Source organism: Amycolatopsis regifaucium (assembly GCF_001613935.1).
In the GTDB taxonomy this organism is placed as follows: domain Bacteria; phylum Actinomycetota; class Actinomycetes; order Mycobacteriales; family Pseudonocardiaceae; genus Amycolatopsis; species Amycolatopsis regifaucium.
In genome coordinates, this window is record NZ_LQCI01000051.1 from 299,086 (window position 1) to 315,874 (window position 16,789).

Consider the following 16,789-nt stretch of genomic DNA (forward strand, 5'->3'; position numbering starts at 1 on the left):
TCCGGCGTGCCGGGGCTGCCCGGACGGGAGTCCATGTCAGACTCCCGGGCGATGTACACCCCGTCCGATCTCGCCGATCTGCTCGAATGCGAGCACCGCAGTGTCCTGAACCAGGCGCTGGCCGCCGGTCTCCCAGGGGCGCCCCGGCCGGGTTCCGGGCCCGATCAGCTGGCGGTCACCCACGGGCGAGCGCACGAGGCCGCGACGCTGGACAAGCTGCGCGGCGAGCGGAGCGCCGTCGTCGAGATCGACGAACGCGACCCGGTCGTCGCCGCGAAGGCCACCGAAGAAGCGCTGCGGGCCGGTGCCCCGGTGATCTACCAGGCCGTCTTCCACGATGGCGAGTTCTCCGGCCGCGCCGACTTCCTGATGCGGGACGACGAAGGCCGCTACGAGGTGTACGACACGAAGCTCGCCAGGCACGCGAAGCCCGCGGCCGTGGTGCAGTTGACCGCGTACGCCGACGCCCTGCGCCGGGCGGGCTGGCCCAGCGGCCCGCGAATGCACCTGCTGCTGGGTGACCACAGCACGCGCTCGTTCCGCGTCGACGACTTCCTGCCGCTGGTGGACCGGCTCCGCGCCCGGCTGCGGAACCGGCCGCCGACTCTGCCGGTCCCGCTGTGGGCCGACGAGCGGCCGGCCTGTGGCGGCTGTTCCTACGCCGCGCACTGCGCGAGCGCCCGGGAAGCCGATCGCGATCTTTCGCTGGTGGCGGGGATGCGCGGTGACCAGCGGCGCAAACTCGTCGCGGCAGGTCTCGGCACCATCGACGCGCTCGCGGCCGCCACGCCGGAGGACCGGCCGCGCGACATCTCGGCGACGTCGTTCACCACGCTGCGCGCCCAGGCCGCGATCCAGGTCCGTCAGGACGCCACCGGTGAGATCGCCTACGAGATCATCGATCCGGACGCACTGGCGGAACTGCCGCCGCCCGCGCCCGGCGACGTCTTCTTCGACATGGAGGGCGATCCGTACGCCCTGGCCGGCGAGGGACTCGAATACCTTTTCGGCGCGGTGACCGCCGACGAGGACACGAAGTTCACGCCGTTCTGGGCGCATAGCCGGGCGCAGGAGAAACGCGCCTTCGAAGAGTTCGTCGACTTCGCCACCGCAAGGCTCGCCGAGCACCCCGGCTCGCACGTCTACCACTACGCCCCGTACGAGGTCACCGCGATCAAACGGCTCGCCGCCGTGCACGGGACCCGCGAGGACGCCGTCGACCACCTGCTGCGCAGCGGCGGACTCGTCGATCTATATGCCGTGGTACGCAAGGCACTCCGGGTCTCGCAGCGGTCGTACTCGATCAAGTACCTCGAACCGCTCTACATGCCGGAAGCTCGCGGCGGTGACGTGAAGACGGCGGTTTCGAGCATCGAAGCCTACGAGGACTACCTGTCGCTCACCGCGTCCGGCGAGACCGAACAAGCGGACGAGGTCCTGCGCGGCATCAGTGACTACAACGAATACGACTGCCTCTCCACACTGCGGTTGTTCGAATTCCTCCACAAGATCCGCGCGGACGAAGGAATCCCGCTCGCCGAGCCCCCGGAAGAGTCCGATGTGGACGCTTTGCTCCGCGAGACCGAAGAGGACGTCGCCGCCCGGAAACGCGCCGAACGCGCCGCGCAGCTGGCCGCGCTGGTCGATCCGCTGCTGGACGGGCTGCCCGACGATCCGGCCGAGTTCACCGGCGAGGACCGTGCCAGGGCGCTGCTCGCCGCGTCCGTCGGCTATCACCGCCGCGAGACGAATCCGGCGTGGTGGGAGTACTTTCGCCAGCTGGCCGCGCCGCTCGGCGATCTGGAGACCGACAACGCCTGCACCGTCCCGGTGGCCATGGAGGCCGGGGAATGGGTGCCGCCTTCGGGCCGGGTCCGCAAGGCCAAACGTTCACTGACGCTTCGGTGCGATCCGGACCGGCCGCATCCCTTCGCCCCCGGTGACGACGTCCGCCTGCGCTACGGGGCGTCCGCGCGGGATGCCAAGGTCGTCTCCGCCACCGCCGTCGAATTGACCCTCGAAGAGAGCTGCGCGCCCGACGAGACGTCCGCGGACCGACCCGTCGCGGTGCTGCCGGGAAGCCCGGTGCGGCCCTCTCCCAAGGACGACGCGGTCGCGGACCTCGCCCGGCTTGTCGTCGACGCGCTGCCGACGCTGCCCGCTCACCCCGGCGTCGACCTGCTCCGGCGCACGACGCCGCGGCTGCGTGACGACCGGCCCCTCCCCGAGCCCGGGACGGATCTGGTGAGCACGGTGATCGACGCCGTCGAGGCGCTCGACGGCTCCGCCCTCGCCGTCCAGGGCCCGCCGGGCGCGGGCAAGACGTACCTGGCGGGCAGGCTGATCGCGAAGCTGGTACGCGCGGGCAAAACGATCGCCGTCACCTCCACCAGCCACAAGGCCGTGGAGAACGTGCTGTCCGCCGCGCTGAAGAACGCGCCGGACCTGCCGTGCGCCAAACGCGCCAAGCGCACCCCGGATCCGGCGGCGCCGTGGGAGCAGCCGAAGACCAATCCCGCGCTGGTGAACTGGCGTGAGGAGCACGACACCGGCCATCTCGTCGGCGGGACCGCGTGGACGTTCGCGAACGCCGCGATCCGCGAGGAGCCGTTCGACCTGCTGATCATCGACGAGGCGGGCCAGTTCGCCCTCGCCGACGCGCTCGCGGTGTCGATGTGCGCCAAGAACCTCCTGTTGCTGGGCGATCCGCAGCAGTTGCCGCAGGTCGTGCAGGGCACGCATCCCGCCGGCGCCGAGGCGTCCGCGCTCGGGCACCTGATCGGCGAGGCCGACATCATCCCGGCCGAACTCGGCTACTTCCTCGACGAGACCCGCCGGATGCATCCGGCCGTCTGCGCGCCGGTCTCGCGGCTGTCCTACGCGGGTCGCCTGCACTCGCACCCCTCGGCGGCCGACCGGGCGATCGACGGCGTCGAGGCCGGGCTGTATCTCGCCGAAGTCGATCATCACGGCAACACGACACGCTCGGTCGAAGAGGCCGAAGCCGTCACCGCCATCGTGGCGGATCTCCACGGGCGGGCCTGGACCGACCACGGCGAGCCCCGGCCGCTCGGCGACGAGGACATCCTGGTCGTGGCGCCGTACAACCTGCAGGCCAGGGTCGTGGCCCGCGCACTGGACCAGGCGGGATTCCCCGGCGTGCGGGTGGGCACCGTCGACCGGTTCCAGGGCCAGGAGGCGCCGGTGGTGATCACCACGATGACCTCGTCGTCGGCGGTCGATCTGCCGCGTGGCCTGGAGTTCCTGCTGTCCCGCACCCGGCTGAACGTGGCACTTTCACGGGCGCAGGCGCTCGCCATCGTGGTCTGCTCACCGCGACTGGTCGAAGCCGATATCCGCACGGTCGACCAGATGCGCCTGGTCTCGGGCATGCTCGGGTTGATGACCGAAGCCGTGCCCTGGCACGAAGGACGGAGTGGACGATGAGTGAGAAGGATCCGGACAAGACGCCGGAAGTGATCGACGCCGAGATCGTCGAGGAGGCTCCCACGGCCCCGGTGGAGGTTCCGGAGCCGGAGTACAGCGAGTCCGGGGTGCCGTCGTTCGACCACGTGCGGGACCGGATCGAGCAGCGCTACACGACCTCGCTGGGCTCGACCGAACTCGCCGGCCTCGGCGGCAAGGAGGACGTGGCCTCGCTCGACAAGAAGATCGCCGATCGCGACAAGGCCGCGAAGGACAAGCTGGCCGAGATCCGCCGTGCGATGCGCGAGAAGTGAGCCATTGAGGGGTTAAGGCAAAAGTGGCGTGTTGCCCGCGGGTTGGTGACCATGACGGCGCTGGCCGGGACTGTGTGGCAATCGGGACGCTCGACCTCCTTACGTTCGAGCGGCACAAACTGTCCTTTGTGGACACTTGCGATATATCGGGCCCTTTCTCACAAATCCGAAGCCTGGCGTGCCGCGGCCGCCCAATGCGGCGAGCCCGCCTTCACCGCGATGGCGTGTGCCCGCCGGTAATGCGCGGCGGCCGCGGCGTGGCGCCCGAGAGCGGCGGCCAGGTCACCGAGATAGTGCGCGACCGGCCGGAGGGTGAGCATCGCGCTCCCGGCGCCGGCGATCTCGCCGTCGGCGGGCAGGAGTTCGGCGTACAGCCGCTCCATCGCCGTCCGGTCGCCGAGTTCGAGCGCGACGACGGCGTGCAGGCAGGTGCGGGCTTCGTAGAGCAGGTCTCGGGGTGAGTCCGGGATCGGAAGCACCGGACGGCACCAGCATTCGTAGGAACCGTAACTCTCTTCGCGTGCTTCACGGGGCAAACCGCGCTGGAGTCGGTCGCAGAACAGCGCGAGGGCGAGGATCCCGTTGTCCACTCCGGACATCGACGTCCCGGCGAGCCCGGCCGCCGCGGCCCGATAGGCGGCTTCCCCGCCGGGACCGGTCATCGCGGTCCGCATCGCGCGATACCACCGGGTGAACACGCCGACGAGCGGAGTGCCATACCTCTCCCCGAGTTCATCCGCCGACGCGGCATGCCGGTCCGCGGCGGCGAACTCCGCGAGCGCGCTCTTCGCCTGCAGGAGCACGAGATGTCCGAGCACCTCGAACGTCACCAGCCGGTGCCGCGCGGCGAGGTCGACCAGCTCCTCGCCGATCTCGGCCCGCCGCGGCGCGAGCCCGGCCCGGTCGAAGGACTGCAGGAACCGGGCGTTGAGCGCGAAGGCCAGCAGCGCCGGGTCGCCGAGGCGTCGTGCGAGCGCTTCGGCTTCTTCGGCCGCTTCGCGAGCCCGTCGCCCGCCCGCGTTCCGCAGCTCGACGGCGAGCGTCGCCAGCAGACGGCAACGGTCGGCCTCCCGGTCGGCGGGTAACGCGGCGAGTGTCCGTTCGACGGCGGCCGTGATCCGGAAGGCCAACGCGGGGTCGTCACTTTCGGTCCAGATCGCGGGGACGTCGAAGGCGCCGATCACCCGGGCGGTCAGGAGCGGATCGTCCAGCTTTTCCGCCAGTTCCAGTGCTTCGGCCCGATGCCGCCGGGCCTGGCCGAGCCCACCGGATACGGCCGACGCACGGGCCTTGCCCATGATCAGCTCCAGCCGCGTCTCCGGGCCGGAGGCGCCGGACCGGTCGTACGCGGTGAGCGCGGCGTCCCACAGCTTGGCCGCTTCCGTCGAGGCGAAACGGCTTTCCGCCCGTTCGGCGGCGGCCCGCGCGTAGTGTGCGGCGCGATCGGTGTGCCTTCCGGACAGCACGAAATGGTGCGCCAAGGCGTCGACGTCTTCCGGGCGCAGGCTTTCCAGCGCCTCGGCGATCTCGCCGTGCGTGCGGGCCCGCCGCGAACGAGACAGATCGTGGTAGAGCGTGTCCCGGACGAGAGCGTGCGCGAAGCGGAACCGATGCGGCGCCGTCTCGGTCAGGAATCCGTGCTGGGCCGCGCTTTCGACCGCGTCGAGCGCGGTTCCCCCAGTCAAAGCTTCGAGCACGTCCAGGTCGATGTCCGTGCCGATCACCGCGGCGTGGCGCACGACGACCCGCACGGCTTCCGGCAGTGCCTGGACCCGGTGCCGGACGACGTCGCGGACTCCCGGCGGGACCGCGTCCAGCGCGGCCGGGCCCTCGGCGGCCAGCAGGCGGGCGAGTTCACGCACGAAGAAGGCGTTCCCGCCGGTGCGCCGGTGGATCACCCTGGCGGTCTCCCGGCCGACGTCCTCGCCGGTCGTGGCGCGGACGAGGTCCGCGATCTCGGTCTCGGGCAGACCGGCCAGGTAGATCCGGGTCGGCTCGGCACGGGCGGCCCGGCCGAGGAAGTCCGCCAGCGGGGCGGGCAGGTCGGTACCCCGGTAGGTCGCGACGATCAGCGAGGGTCCACCGCCGGGCTCGGCGAGCACGGATGTCAGCAACGCCAGCGTTTCTTCGCCCGCCCAGTGCAGATCGTCGAACACCAGCAGGAGTGGGGCGGCACCGGCCAGATAGGACGCGACCGCCCGATGCCATCGCCAGCGCGCGGACACGGGGTCCACGACGCCCTGGTCCGCCGTCGGCGCGGCGCCGTATCCGGCGTCGGCGAGTGTGGCGAGAATCCGGGTCCACGCCCAGGCGGGTGGCAGGCCCTCCTCGGCGGGGTTGCCGCCCCAGGCCGTGGTCCAGCCCCGCGCGGCGAGGCGGGCCGCGAACTCCTCGGTCAGCGCGGTCTTCCCCACCCCCGCGTCCCCCGAGATCAGCACCAGCCGGGACCGTGCCGCGGCTTCCTCCAATTCGGCCAGTTCCGCGTGCCGTCCGACCAGCGGCCGTGCGACCGGTTTGGGCACGGACGGCTCCAGCCGGGGTGCCTGCGCCAGGATGTCGGCCTCCAGATCACGCAGGGCCGGGCCCGGATCGATACCGAGTTCGTCGGCGAGGACCTCGCGCGCCGTTCTCAGCACCGCGAGCGCGTCTCCTTGCCGTCCGGACCGGTAGTGCGCCAACGCCAGTAGCCGGAAACCGTTCTCCCGCAACGGATGTTCGCGTACCTGTGCTTCCAGATCGGGAATCGCCTCGGCCGCCCTCCCCAGCGCGAGAAGGGCCTCGGCACGCAGTTCCCTCGCCCGCAGCCGGAGTTCGGTCAGGCGGGCGATCTCACCGCGTGCCCAGCCCTCCTCGGCGAATTCGGCGTAGGCGGGGCCGCGCCACAACGCGAGCGCGCTGTCCACGTGCGGCAGCGCGGCGTCCGGGCGGTGGGTGTCGATCAGTTCGCGGGCGGCGGTCACGGCGGCTTCGAACTCCCAGGCGTCGACGACATCCGCGCGCAGCGCGTAACCGCGGGCGACCGTGACGAGCAGCCGCGCGGGTTCACGAGGCGCGCGATCCGGCTCCACCGCGCGGCGCAGGGCTCCGACGAAGGTCTGGACGGCACCGACCGCTCCTTCGGGCGGGCGCTCCCAGAGGTCGTCGACCAGGCGTTCCACCGGCACGACGCGGCCGCGGGCGATCAGCAGTCTCGCCAGCACCGCCCGGTGCCGCGGCCCCTTGAGCCCGACCTCGCCGCGCCCGTCGGTGGCCACGAGCGGACCGAGCACTCCGAACCGCATCGTCACCTCCTTTCACCGACAGTGATCATCGTGCCCAACGCGCTCGTTCGCCGCTGACCCGGTGCTGATTCGGCACAGGGACGCTGGCCTCACAGCGAACGACCAGGAAGGTTCTCATGCGTATCTCCGGATTCGACTACCAGCGCGTCCCCGTGGCGGACGGCGTGGCACTCAACGTCGCCGTCGCCGGGGCCGGCGACCCGATCGTGCTGCTGCACGGCTTCCCCGAGACCCACCTCATGTGGCGTCACGTGGCGGCGGAGCTGGCGGCGGACCATCTGGTTCTGTGCCCCGACCTGCGAGGCTACGGTGAAAGCGACAAGCCGGCCGACACCGGCGAGACCTACTCGAAGCGCACGATGGCGGCCGACGTCGTCGCCGTCGCGCAAGCGTTCGGCCACGACCGGTTCGCCCTCGCCGGGCACGACCGGGGCGCGCTGGTGGCCCTCCGTGCCGGACTCGACCACGCGGACAAGGTGAGCCACCTCGCGATCCTCGACGTGCTGCCGACGCTGGACATGTGGGCCGTACTGCACGGCACCAGCGCCGCCGTCGGCTTCCACCTCTACCTGATGGCGCAGCCGCCCGGCCTGCCGGAGACCCTGATCGGCGCCGCGCCCGACGCGTTCTTCGGGCACTTCCTCGACGCGTGGACACAGCGCGGCGACGTCATCCCCGCCGATGTCCGGGCTGCCTACCTGGAGGCGTCACGCAACGCCGTGACCTCGATCGTCGCCGACTACCGCGCGTCGGCGGGCATCGACGTCGAACACGACACGGCGGACCGGGAAGCGGGCAACCGGCTCACGATGCCGCTCACCGTGCTCCAGCAGGACTGGGGCGCCGCGCTCGGCTACGACGCCGTCGCGCTCTGGGAAGCGTGGGCGACCGACCTGGACCACCGGACGGTCACGTCGGGCCACTTCATGGCCGAGGAGTCGCCGACAGAGGTGGTGAAGGCGGTGCGGGACCTGCTGACGCGTTAGCCGGTACAGGTAGTCGTGGCCTGCGCTCTGCTGGCGTGAAGTACATGATGGCCCCCTTCCTTGCGCTAGGCGCAAGGAAGGGGGCCATCATGTACTGGGGAAGGGTGCCCACCCCCGGTAGGTACCTGAAAGCTCTGGCCACTCACGACCAACCCGGCCCACCACTCACCGGAACCCCCAAGACGGCCTGAGTCGAACGGCCCAACCCGCGCCTCCACTCGCCCCTATCCGGCGGATGTTCGGTTTAGCCGCTATCCCACGGGGTATGGGCTTGTCGGCACGACCGACAAGGGGCCTCGACATGAAACCCAGTCCCAGACGGGCGCACACCATCGCCCGCGATCTTCTTTCACTCACCAGATCGGGCGAGGCCGACCGGCTCGCCACCGCACTGGTGTCCACCGCGTCGCCGACCCGGCAGGGACCTGCCCTCGACGACGTCGTCGAGCGGCTGGTCGACACGTTCTCCTTGGCCGCCAAGGATCGCCGACGTTCGCTGCGGATCCGTGAACCGTTCACCCTGCGGCTGCGCGACCCGGCGGGGATGACGGTCCGGCCGGACAAACTCGACCCGAGGGTGGCCGCGATCGCCCGCGCCATCGCCGCCAGCGTCCGCGACGACACCGACACCTGCGCCGACCAGATCGGCGAGGCCTGCGGGAACGCCGATCTCGCCCAGCGGATCCGGGTACTCGCGCACTGCCTCGTCTGGACGTCGGATCTCCTCAGCGCCGACACCACCGCCTATCCCCCGGTCCTGTCCTGCCTCGATGGCCCGCATCCGCATCGTCCACAGTAGACATTGCGCGGTTCGGATGACTTCCCGTCGAACGTGTGGACATCCCTTGGGCGGCACGGCAAGCTGGATCACCGCGCACGAAGTCCCGGCCCCCGATGACGGGCGCACCCCTTCTCGGCGAATTCCCCGAACCTGGAGTGCAGACTTGGACGAGGTAGCGCCATCGACGGTACCCGCGGACTCCCGTGCCGCCGCGACGGCGGGACGGCTGCCCAACCCGGACAGCAGGCTGGTGCGCGCGGCCGTCGCCGGTGACCCGGAAGCGGTCCGGGAACTGGTCGGTTTCCTTTCCCCGCACGTGTTCCGTTACTGCGCCGGCCGGCTCGGGAACGCCGGAACGGGTGCTTGCGACGCACAGGACTGTGCACAGGAAGTGTTGCAGGCGGTCCTGATCGCCCTGCCCCGCTATCGCTATCGCCCGGACCGGTTCCTCGCGTTCGTCCTCGGCATCGCCGGACACAAGGTGGCCGACCTCTACCGGCGCCGCTCCCGCGAACCGGTCGCCTCCGTCCCCGAGATCGGCGACGGGATGACCCAGTGGGCCCGCCGCGACCCCGACGAGATCGAACGGCTGGAGCACCGGATACAGGCCGGACTCCTGCTGGCCAGACTGCCGATGCCGCACCGGCAGGTGCTCGCCCTCCGGTTCGTGTTCGGCCTTTCGGCCGAGGAGACGGCGGAGCGGCTCGGCCTGCCGGGCGCCGGTGCCGTCCGTGCGGCCCAGTTCCGGGCGCTCGCGCGGCTGCGCGTGCTGCTCACCGAGCGGAATGCCCGTTACGCGACCCATGTCCGGGACGTCGAGCAGGTCGCCGCACCGGAGCTCGTCCCGGTATAGAACCGTCCACTTCCGACCATCGAACACTTGTACGTCGCTTGTACGGGAGTCCGCGATCCTGTCCTCTCATCTGGGGAAACCACTGGAGGACAGAGATGAAGATCCGATCGAGGATCGCCAGGGGCGCCATGGGCGTGCTCGCGATCGCCGGAGCGGTCATGCTCGGCGGCGCGGGCGAGGCGCTGGCGGCGACGGGCACCGTCAACACCGACTCCGGTGTCGCGGTGACCGTCCGGTCCAGCCCGAACACCGGTGCCGGCTCGGTCGGCACGGTCGCGAGCGGCACCGCCGTCACGATCGACTGCCAGACGAACGGCTCGACGGTGACCGGCAAGTACGGCACCACCGACATCTGGGACTACGTGCCGTCCAAGGGTGGCTACATCAGCGACGCCTACGTCTACACCGGTTCGGACGGCCGGGTCGCCCCGGACTGCGCCGGCAGCACGCTCTCCTGCTCCACCGCCGGTACCGGCAACCCGCGGACCTGCGCCGAAGCCGTCGCGTGGGCGAAGGCGCACGTGCACACCAACAACGATCCCGACTACTACCGCTGGTGCGACCGGATCAACTCGTGGGCCTACGGCTGGTCCGCGAGCGGTTCGGAAACGGCCTACGTGCACTGGACCCAGCTCCCGGCCTCGTACAAGCACCCCGGTGACACCCAGGTCCCCGCGGGCGGGCTCGCCTTCTTCAGCAACGGCGGCACCGGGCACACGATGATCTCCATCGGCGGCGGCAAGTTCCTGTCGAACGACATCCACGGTCCCGGCAGCTTCACCGAGACCACCATCTCGGAGATCAAGAACACGTGGAACTACACCTACCTCGGCTGGTCGCAGCCCTGGTTCAAGATCAACCACTGATCGCACGCGTGGCCTCGAAACGCTGCCGGACGAAGGGGTCCTCGTCCGGCAGCGTTTCCTCCGCCCGCCAGGAGAAACTCTCGGCGGTGAGCTCTGAAAAGATCCACCGGCGCCGGACGCCGCCGGTGTCGGATTCGATCTCGAAACCGTCCTCGGTCCGCTTCCCGAGGAACGGGAGCACCCAGCCGTTCCCCGGACCGAGCCAGGTCGACCGGAACGCGTCGATCTTCTCGTCGTAGAAGCGCAGGCTCATCCCCCATTCGCCGTCCACGCCGTCGACCCGGCTCGCCCGCGCCGGACAGATCCACACGTCGGTCACCGCGCGCCCGTCCAGCGCCCAGCCGAAATGCCATTCCCCGTCGACGGTCCGGACACTTCCGTCCTCGCCGTAGTTGTGCACGACCAGATCCCAGCTGCCGATCAGCGGTTCGAACACGCTGAGCCGGGCGGCGAGTTCGGGCCGGGGCCCGGTGGCGGTGAACACGGCGGCGATCCGCTCGGTGACGTCCATGCGGTCAGGATGACCATTTTGACAGTATGCTGTCAACTATGACCGATCTGGTGCGCGACTACCGGCTGTTGATCGCCGACGTCTACGAGCTGGCGGGCTTGAGCCGCCGGATCAGCGAGCGGGAAGCGGCGGAGCAGGGCACGACGGTGGCCCGCTGGCACGTGCTGAGTGTGGTGTCGGAGGAACCCGCCGCCGTTCCCGCCATCGCGCGACGGCTCGGCCAAGTCCGTCAGGCCGTGCAGCGGGTCGTGGACGACCTCACCGAAGCCGGCCAGCTGCGGGCGGAGCCGAACCCCGCGCATCGCCGCTCACCCCTGTACGCCATCACACCCGAGGGTTCACGGCTGCTGGACCGACTGTGGGGAGCGAGCGAAACACAGCGCCTGGGGATGCTCGATGACAGCGGTGTCAGCGCCGAGGACCTGCGACAGGCCCGCGACACGTTGCGCCGGTTGTCAGACGCGCTCAGCACCTGAAGCACCCTTTCGTCGTATCGTGCTGAAAAGCGGCCGGTTCGTCGGGTTGGAGTTGGCGAATGGGCACCGATGCTCCCGAGCAGATCGGCGGTCTTGGCCGACTCGCTCGCGGTCACGGTGACACTGAAGCATTCTTCCTGCGGCACGGTCGCCGCGAGGCGGGTGAGCACCGGCGCCACGTCGGGCGCGGCGGTGATCTCGACCGGGGTCAACGCGTCACACCCGTTGCCTGCATGTGCATGCCTCCGAGTGCGGTGCGCCCGCGCCGGTGCGGCAGATGGCGCGGTCCGTGAAGGCCTCTTGAGGGACTCTGATTCCCTCAAGGAGGCCTTCATTCATGTACCTGCGCCTGACCTGCACGAGGGTGGTTCCACCCGGTGTCACCTTGATCAACGGAAGAGTGAGGACGTTGAGTGTCCCCGATCTTCCGTTGATCAAGCTCGTGCCGATCACGGCCTGGCCTTCACGGACCATCGGCCTAACCGAAGTACCTGCCTGCCCCGATGTGGGCACCGGCGGCCTGCCACCATCCGGCGTCCCCGGTCGAGTCGATCCCGTCCGCGACCACCGTCGCGCCCGCCATGGTCGCGGTCTCGATGAGGTTCCGCACCGAGCGTTCGGCCAGCGGTTCCGTGCGCCGTTCGGCCAGCCGCGGAGCGATGCGGACTGTCTGCACGGGCACGTCCACGAGGCAGATGACGTCACCGGCGGCGCCGAAGTCCTGCAGTTCGGCGTCCACGCCGATCTCGGCGAGGAGATGCAGGTTCTCGACGGTCTCCCCGAGGTCGCCGAGCACGGCACCGGCCGGGAAGCCCAGCCGCAGCCGAGACGGCCCGAGGCCGGTCGCGGTGAGCAAGCCTCGGATCGACCCGACGAGGTCCGGATCCGCGGCCTGGTGCGGTGTCAGTCCCACCACCATCGGCAGCCTGTCGTCCGCCTCCTCGCAAGCGGTGCGGATGAGCCATTCGCCGAGCGGCACGATGAGGCCGGTCTCGTTGGCGAAGCGAACGCAGGTGTCGTGACCGATCCGGCCGTGGCGGGGATGGTTCCACGCGAGTCTCGCCTCGATGCCCGCGGGAGTGCTGTCCGCCAGCCATGTCAGCGGCCGGAAGCCGACTTCGATCTCGCCGGTCTCCCAAGCGCCCGCCATGGAGACGGCCAGGCCGAACTCGTGCCGCTCCCTGGTGTCGAGAACGGAGTCGGACAGCGCCCACTGCCGGTAGCCGTTGGCCTGCGCGCGGCGCAGGGTCATGCCGGAGACGCGCAACAGCTCGGTCGGGGCGATGTCCCGCGGCGGCCGGTGCACGACCCCGACACACGCCGAGACCGCGACCCCGCTCCCGCCTTCGAGGTAGACCGGTTCGGAGAGTTCCTGGTTGATCATGCCGATGACGGTGGCGACGTCCGGGCTGGCGGCGGTGTTCTGGATGAGGATGCCGAACTCGTCGCCGCCGAGCCTGGCGACCAGCGCGTCCTCGCCGCCCACGACGGCCCGCAGTTTCGCGGCGACGTTCTTCAACAGCTCGTCGCTCTGTTTCTGGCCGAGCCCGCCCGAGATCAGGGAGAACCCGTCGAGATCGAGGTGGTAGACCGTGACGCCGAAGGCCGGGTCGGCGTGCCGTAGCGCCCGTTCCAGCCGGGTGCCGAAGAATTGCCGGTTCGGCAAACCGGTCAGCGGATCGTGCAGAGCCTGGCGGCTCAGCTGCCGCTGGAGCAGGGAGACGTCGGTGTCGCCGTCGACAAGGGTGATCAACTGCCGGGCTTCGCCTGCCGGATCGCGGATCACGGCGCCGGTGAACCTCGCCCACGTCGATTCCTCGTCTTCGGCGACGAGTCTTCGTGACAGTTCGAGCCGCCGGCGCTCGCCTTCGAGCAGCTTCCGGTATCCCTCGCGCAGACCGTCGGCGTCCTCCGGATGGACGAGGTCGTAGAGGTTGAGTCCGATCAGGTCCGCGACGGGCCGGTTCAGCATCTCGGCGAACGCGGGGTTCACTCGCTGGACGCGGCCGTCCACCCTGGTGATGGCCACCCCGGTCGCCGAGCCGGCGAACAACTGCTCGAAGCGCGCCTGCGAGAGCACCAGTTCGCGTCTGGTCTCGCGTTCGAGGGTGACCAATGTGCGGCTCAGATCCTCCTGCTGGGTCTGAATGCTTTCGCGTAAGGCCTCTCCGTAGCCGGAGGCGAGCGCTCCGAGCACCTGCAGCACCCTTTCAGGCAGCGACTTCACGCCCTGCAATTCCGGTTCGTGCAAGAGCCCCTTGCCCAGTACCTCCATCGTGCGACGCAGGCTGTCCGGACCGACGCACCTGAGCGCGACGAGCCGCGCGCCGGCTTCGGTCGCCTGCGGGGGCTCGGCCTCGTCACTCAGCACCGCCGCGAACACCTCGTCCAGCAGAGCGGCGAAATGTTCTTCTATCTGGGCGTGGGTATACGGAAGGTACGCCGTACCGGTGACCAGATAGGCCCACTTCCTGGCCAGCGTGGCGCGGGTCGGTGCGGCGTTCTTCCGCCTGGGCGTCGCGGACGACGAAGTTCTCTTCGGGGCGTCAGGCGATACGGGATTGTCGTCGCTGTTCCGAAATGGGGCAGTCACGTCTGCCGGTCCTGGGGTCGTCTTCGCATTCCGTTGTGGAGAAACATCCTCCACGATTCTCGGGTCGTACTCATGGTTCACTGATCACCCGAACGGGTGGTAACCCTACGGTAGTACAACACCGACCTTATCCCTCAACCATAGGCGCGTGGCGTCCCGATACTCGGACGCGTTGCGGTGTAACGCCACCGAATGTCCGGCACCGGACAGAACATATGTGGAAAGCTCCGCTTCGGGCCGGTAGTACGGCGCTTCCGCCGGACGCAGCGTCTTTGCGCTCGAACAGTCCCGAAGGGCGAACAAACCGCAGAACAGGATGTCCTTCTCCCCGACCACCTGGAAAACCGGCACCCTGATCGCCTTCGTCGCCGGCAGTACGATGCCGAACACGGCGACCGTTCCCATTCCCGGAACCGAAACCTGATCCTTGGTCGCCTCATCCGTCTCGATGGCGCGAGGGTCGGCATTTTCCGCCGCGTAGAACAGTCCGGCACGCGCTCCCGGTTTCGTCGTGAAATAGAGCGGGTCGCTGCCGAGTGAACCGAGCCGGTCGTCCACGAACGCGGGTCGCAGACCGAAAAGCACCCCCAAGGTCAACGCGGGTACCGACGGCAGATGCGTGATACCGGTGAGGATGACGCCGTCGACGTCCTGGTACGTCGACGCCTCGGCCGCGACGATGCCCGAACCGACCGAATGCCCGACGATCACGACCTTTTCGAACGGCGTCCCACCGACCCGGCCGGCGCGGAGATGGCCGATCACCTCGTGCATCGACCGCGCCAGCACCGGCAGGAGCAGCGGAAGGCTGAGCGGTTTGCTGCTCCGGCCCGAACCGAGCTGATCCGCGGCGAAGGTCGCGTAGCCGTGCTTGGCCATGTCGCGCTGGTACGAGTAGCGGTCCGGGTCGTAGGGCAGGTCCCAGTAGGCGCTGTTGTAGGTGCCGCCGTGCACCAGGAGCTGCACCGCCTCGGGCGCCGGGCCGTCCGGCAGGCAGAGCCGGCCGTGCACCGTCGCCGGTTCCCCGATCGGGCCGGTGACCGGCAGATCCACGTCCGTACAACGGATTTCGACGGCCGCGGCCGGGGCGGCGACCAGGAAACCCCCGAGGAGCACGCAGCAGGCGGCCACCGCCGTGGCCAGTTTGAGCGGCATTCTCACAGAATCCTCTCCGGAATCGGAACGCTCGGAAGGAGCATGAACCCTACACCTGGTAACCGAACGCTCACCGTCAACCCGATCCCCGGGCCACCACGGTCATCGGCAGCCGATTCGGCTGCATGGTCGCTTTGATCTTGGGAAAGACCCTCACCCCTGGCAGCGGCTCCAGCCGCCACCGCGCGCCGATCGTCGCCGCGACCAGGGCGATCTCCGTGGGGGCGAACTGATGGCCGGGACACAACCGGGCGCCGGCGCCGAACGGGATGAACGCGCCCTTCGGCACCGCGGCGGCCCGTTCCGGTGCCCAGCGATCCGGGTCGAACCGGTCCGGTTCGGGGAACCAGCGCGGATCGCGGTGCAGGGTGTGCTGGCTGACGGCGACCTCGGCACCGGCGGGAATGCGCACCCCACCGAGTTCGACGTCCTCCCGTGCGCGCCGCATCAGGATCACCGGCGGGGTCCGGCGGACGACCTCGTTGATGATCCGCTGCGTGTAGACCAGCCGCGGCAGGTGGCCGAAGCGAGCGGGACCGCCGGCCAGGACCTCGTCGACCTCGGCGTGGAACCGGCGCTCGATGTCCGGCCGGGCCCCGATCTCGTGGAAGAACCAGGCCAGCGCGACGGCGGTGGTCTCGGCGCCGGTGGTGAGGATGGTGATGACCTCGTCCGCCACCTGACCGTCGGTCATCTTCTCGCCGGTCTCGTCGTCCTTGGCCAGCAACAACATCGACAGCAGGTCACCCTGATCGCCGCCCTTTTCGCGCGCCTCGAGGACGGCCTCGCCGATGACCCGCCGCAGCCGCGCGGCCGCGGCGTCGAACTCGCGGTTCGCCGGAATGGGCAGCCGTTCCACGAACTTCGGCGAAAAGGCCCTGACCATGACGTACTTCAACATGATCGGGATCGACCGCTGGATTTCGGCGAGTGCCTCGTCACCGAGTTCGGCGGAGAACAGCGTGCGTCCGGAGATGGTCAGCGCGAGATCCTGCATCCGCCGGTCGAATTCCACCACCTCGCCCGGTTTCCACGCATCGGCAAGCTCTACAGCGAGCTTCGTCATCGTCGTCTCGGCGTAGAGTTCGAGGCGGCTTCGCTGGAAGGCGGGCAGCATCATCCGCCGTTGCCGCTGGTTGAACGCGCCGTTCGAAGTGGCGAGCCCGTCGCCGAACAACGGCCGCATCTTGTCGAACACAAGACCTTTGTCGAACTTCCCCGCGTCGACGGCGAGCAGCCGCCAGGCCAGTTCCGGTGTGGTGACCAGGTAAACGGGCATCGGTCCGAAGTCGAGCCGGACGACGTCGCCGTGCGATCGCAGTGACGACAGCAGTTTCAGCGGGTCACGGAGCATCGGAACGGTATGCCCCAGCAGGGGCCAGCGACCCGGTGCGACGGCGACGTCCGGAGGTGGTGCCATCGTGCTCGTCTCCCGGTGCCTGGACGCTGAACCCGGTCACCTTAGGACCACCGAACGGCGCACGGCGTTCCACCGCCGCATGTCCACACGATCGGACGATGGCGGCCCGCTCCCCTGCTCCCGCTAG

The 16,789-nt window shown here is 69.7% G+C and carries 12 protein-coding genes; 7 read left to right on the forward strand and 5 right to left on the reverse strand.

Annotated elements, in window-relative coordinates; genetic code table 11:
- Window positions 1–51: 51 nt before the first annotated feature.
- The gene (locus tag AVL48_RS35350; protein WP_061985366.1) at window positions 52–3,447 is read left to right on the forward strand and encodes a TM0106 family RecB-like putative nuclease; all 3,396 of its coding nucleotides are present in this window, start codon (window positions 52–54) and stop codon (window positions 3,445–3,447) included.
- Window positions 3,444–3,740 (forward strand): hypothetical protein, encoded by a 297-nt coding sequence (locus AVL48_RS35355; protein ID WP_061985368.1) that lies wholly within the window; start codon window positions 3,444–3,446, stop codon window positions 3,738–3,740. Before AVL48_RS35350 ends, AVL48_RS35355 begins: the two co-directional genes overlap by 4 nt.
- Before the next feature lie 158 nt (window positions 3,741–3,898).
- On the opposite strand, the gene AVL48_RS35360 is transcribed toward AVL48_RS35355, so the two are convergent.
- Window positions 3,899–7,021, reverse strand: a complete 3,123-nt coding sequence (locus AVL48_RS35360) for an ATP-binding protein (RefSeq protein WP_061985370.1) — start codon at window positions 7,019–7,021, stop codon at window positions 3,899–3,901.
- Between the two features lie 116 nt (window positions 7,022–7,137).
- On the opposite strand from AVL48_RS35360, the gene AVL48_RS35365 reads away from it, so the two are divergent.
- The 4 genes from AVL48_RS35365 to AVL48_RS35380 all read left to right on the forward strand — a co-directional run bounded on the left by AVL48_RS35365 (window position 7,138) and on the right by AVL48_RS35380 (window position 10,507).
- Window positions 7,138–8,007: an alpha/beta fold hydrolase gene (locus tag AVL48_RS35365; RefSeq protein WP_061985372.1), complete on the forward strand. Its 870-nt coding sequence runs from the start codon at window positions 7,138–7,140 to the stop codon at window positions 8,005–8,007.
- A gap of 301 nt (window positions 8,008–8,308) precedes the next feature.
- Window positions 8,309–8,806, forward strand: a complete 498-nt coding sequence (locus tag AVL48_RS35370; protein ID WP_061985374.1) for a hypothetical protein — start codon at window positions 8,309–8,311, stop codon at window positions 8,804–8,806.
- A 145-nt stretch (window positions 8,807–8,951) separates the two neighbouring features.
- Window positions 8,952–9,641, forward strand: coding sequence for a sigma-70 family RNA polymerase sigma factor (locus AVL48_RS35375; RefSeq protein ID WP_061985376.1), 690 nt, complete (start codon window positions 8,952–8,954; stop codon window positions 9,639–9,641).
- Between the two features lie 95 nt (window positions 9,642–9,736).
- A complete protein-coding gene (locus AVL48_RS35380; RefSeq protein ID WP_061985378.1) occupies window positions 9,737–10,507 on the forward strand; it encodes an SH3 domain-containing protein in 771 nt (256 codons plus the stop codon).
- On the opposite strand, the gene AVL48_RS35385 is transcribed toward AVL48_RS35380, so the two are convergent.
- Window positions 10,497–11,018: a hypothetical protein gene (locus AVL48_RS35385; protein ID WP_061985380.1), complete on the reverse strand. Its 522-nt coding sequence runs from the start codon at window positions 11,016–11,018 to the stop codon at window positions 10,497–10,499. The two genes, AVL48_RS35380 and AVL48_RS35385, sit on opposite strands and share 11 nt — an antisense overlap.
- A 38-nt stretch (window positions 11,019–11,056) precedes the next feature.
- Between AVL48_RS35385 and AVL48_RS35390 the strand changes: the two genes are divergently transcribed.
- Complete coding sequence (locus tag AVL48_RS35390; RefSeq protein WP_061985382.1) at window positions 11,057–11,494, forward strand: MarR family winged helix-turn-helix transcriptional regulator; 438 nt, start codon at window positions 11,057–11,059, stop codon at window positions 11,492–11,494.
- Window positions 11,495–11,972: 478 nt separating this feature from the next.
- Here AVL48_RS35390 and AVL48_RS35395 read toward each other — a convergent pair whose 3' ends face one another.
- The 3 genes from AVL48_RS35395 to AVL48_RS35405 form a co-directional block, all read right to left on the reverse strand.
- Entirely contained in the window at window positions 11,973–14,087 is a 2,115-nt protein-coding gene (locus tag AVL48_RS35395; RefSeq protein ID WP_061985384.1) for an EAL domain-containing protein, read from the reverse strand.
- A gap of 105 nt (window positions 14,088–14,192) precedes the next feature.
- Entirely contained in the window at window positions 14,193–15,242 is a 1,050-nt protein-coding gene (locus AVL48_RS35400) for an alpha/beta hydrolase (protein ID WP_143105014.1), read from the reverse strand.
- A gap of 76 nt (window positions 15,243–15,318) precedes the next feature.
- Entirely contained in the window at window positions 15,319–16,662 is a 1,344-nt protein-coding gene (locus AVL48_RS35405) for a cytochrome P450 (protein WP_061985389.1), read from the reverse strand.
- Window positions 16,663–16,789 lie beyond the last annotated feature (127 nt).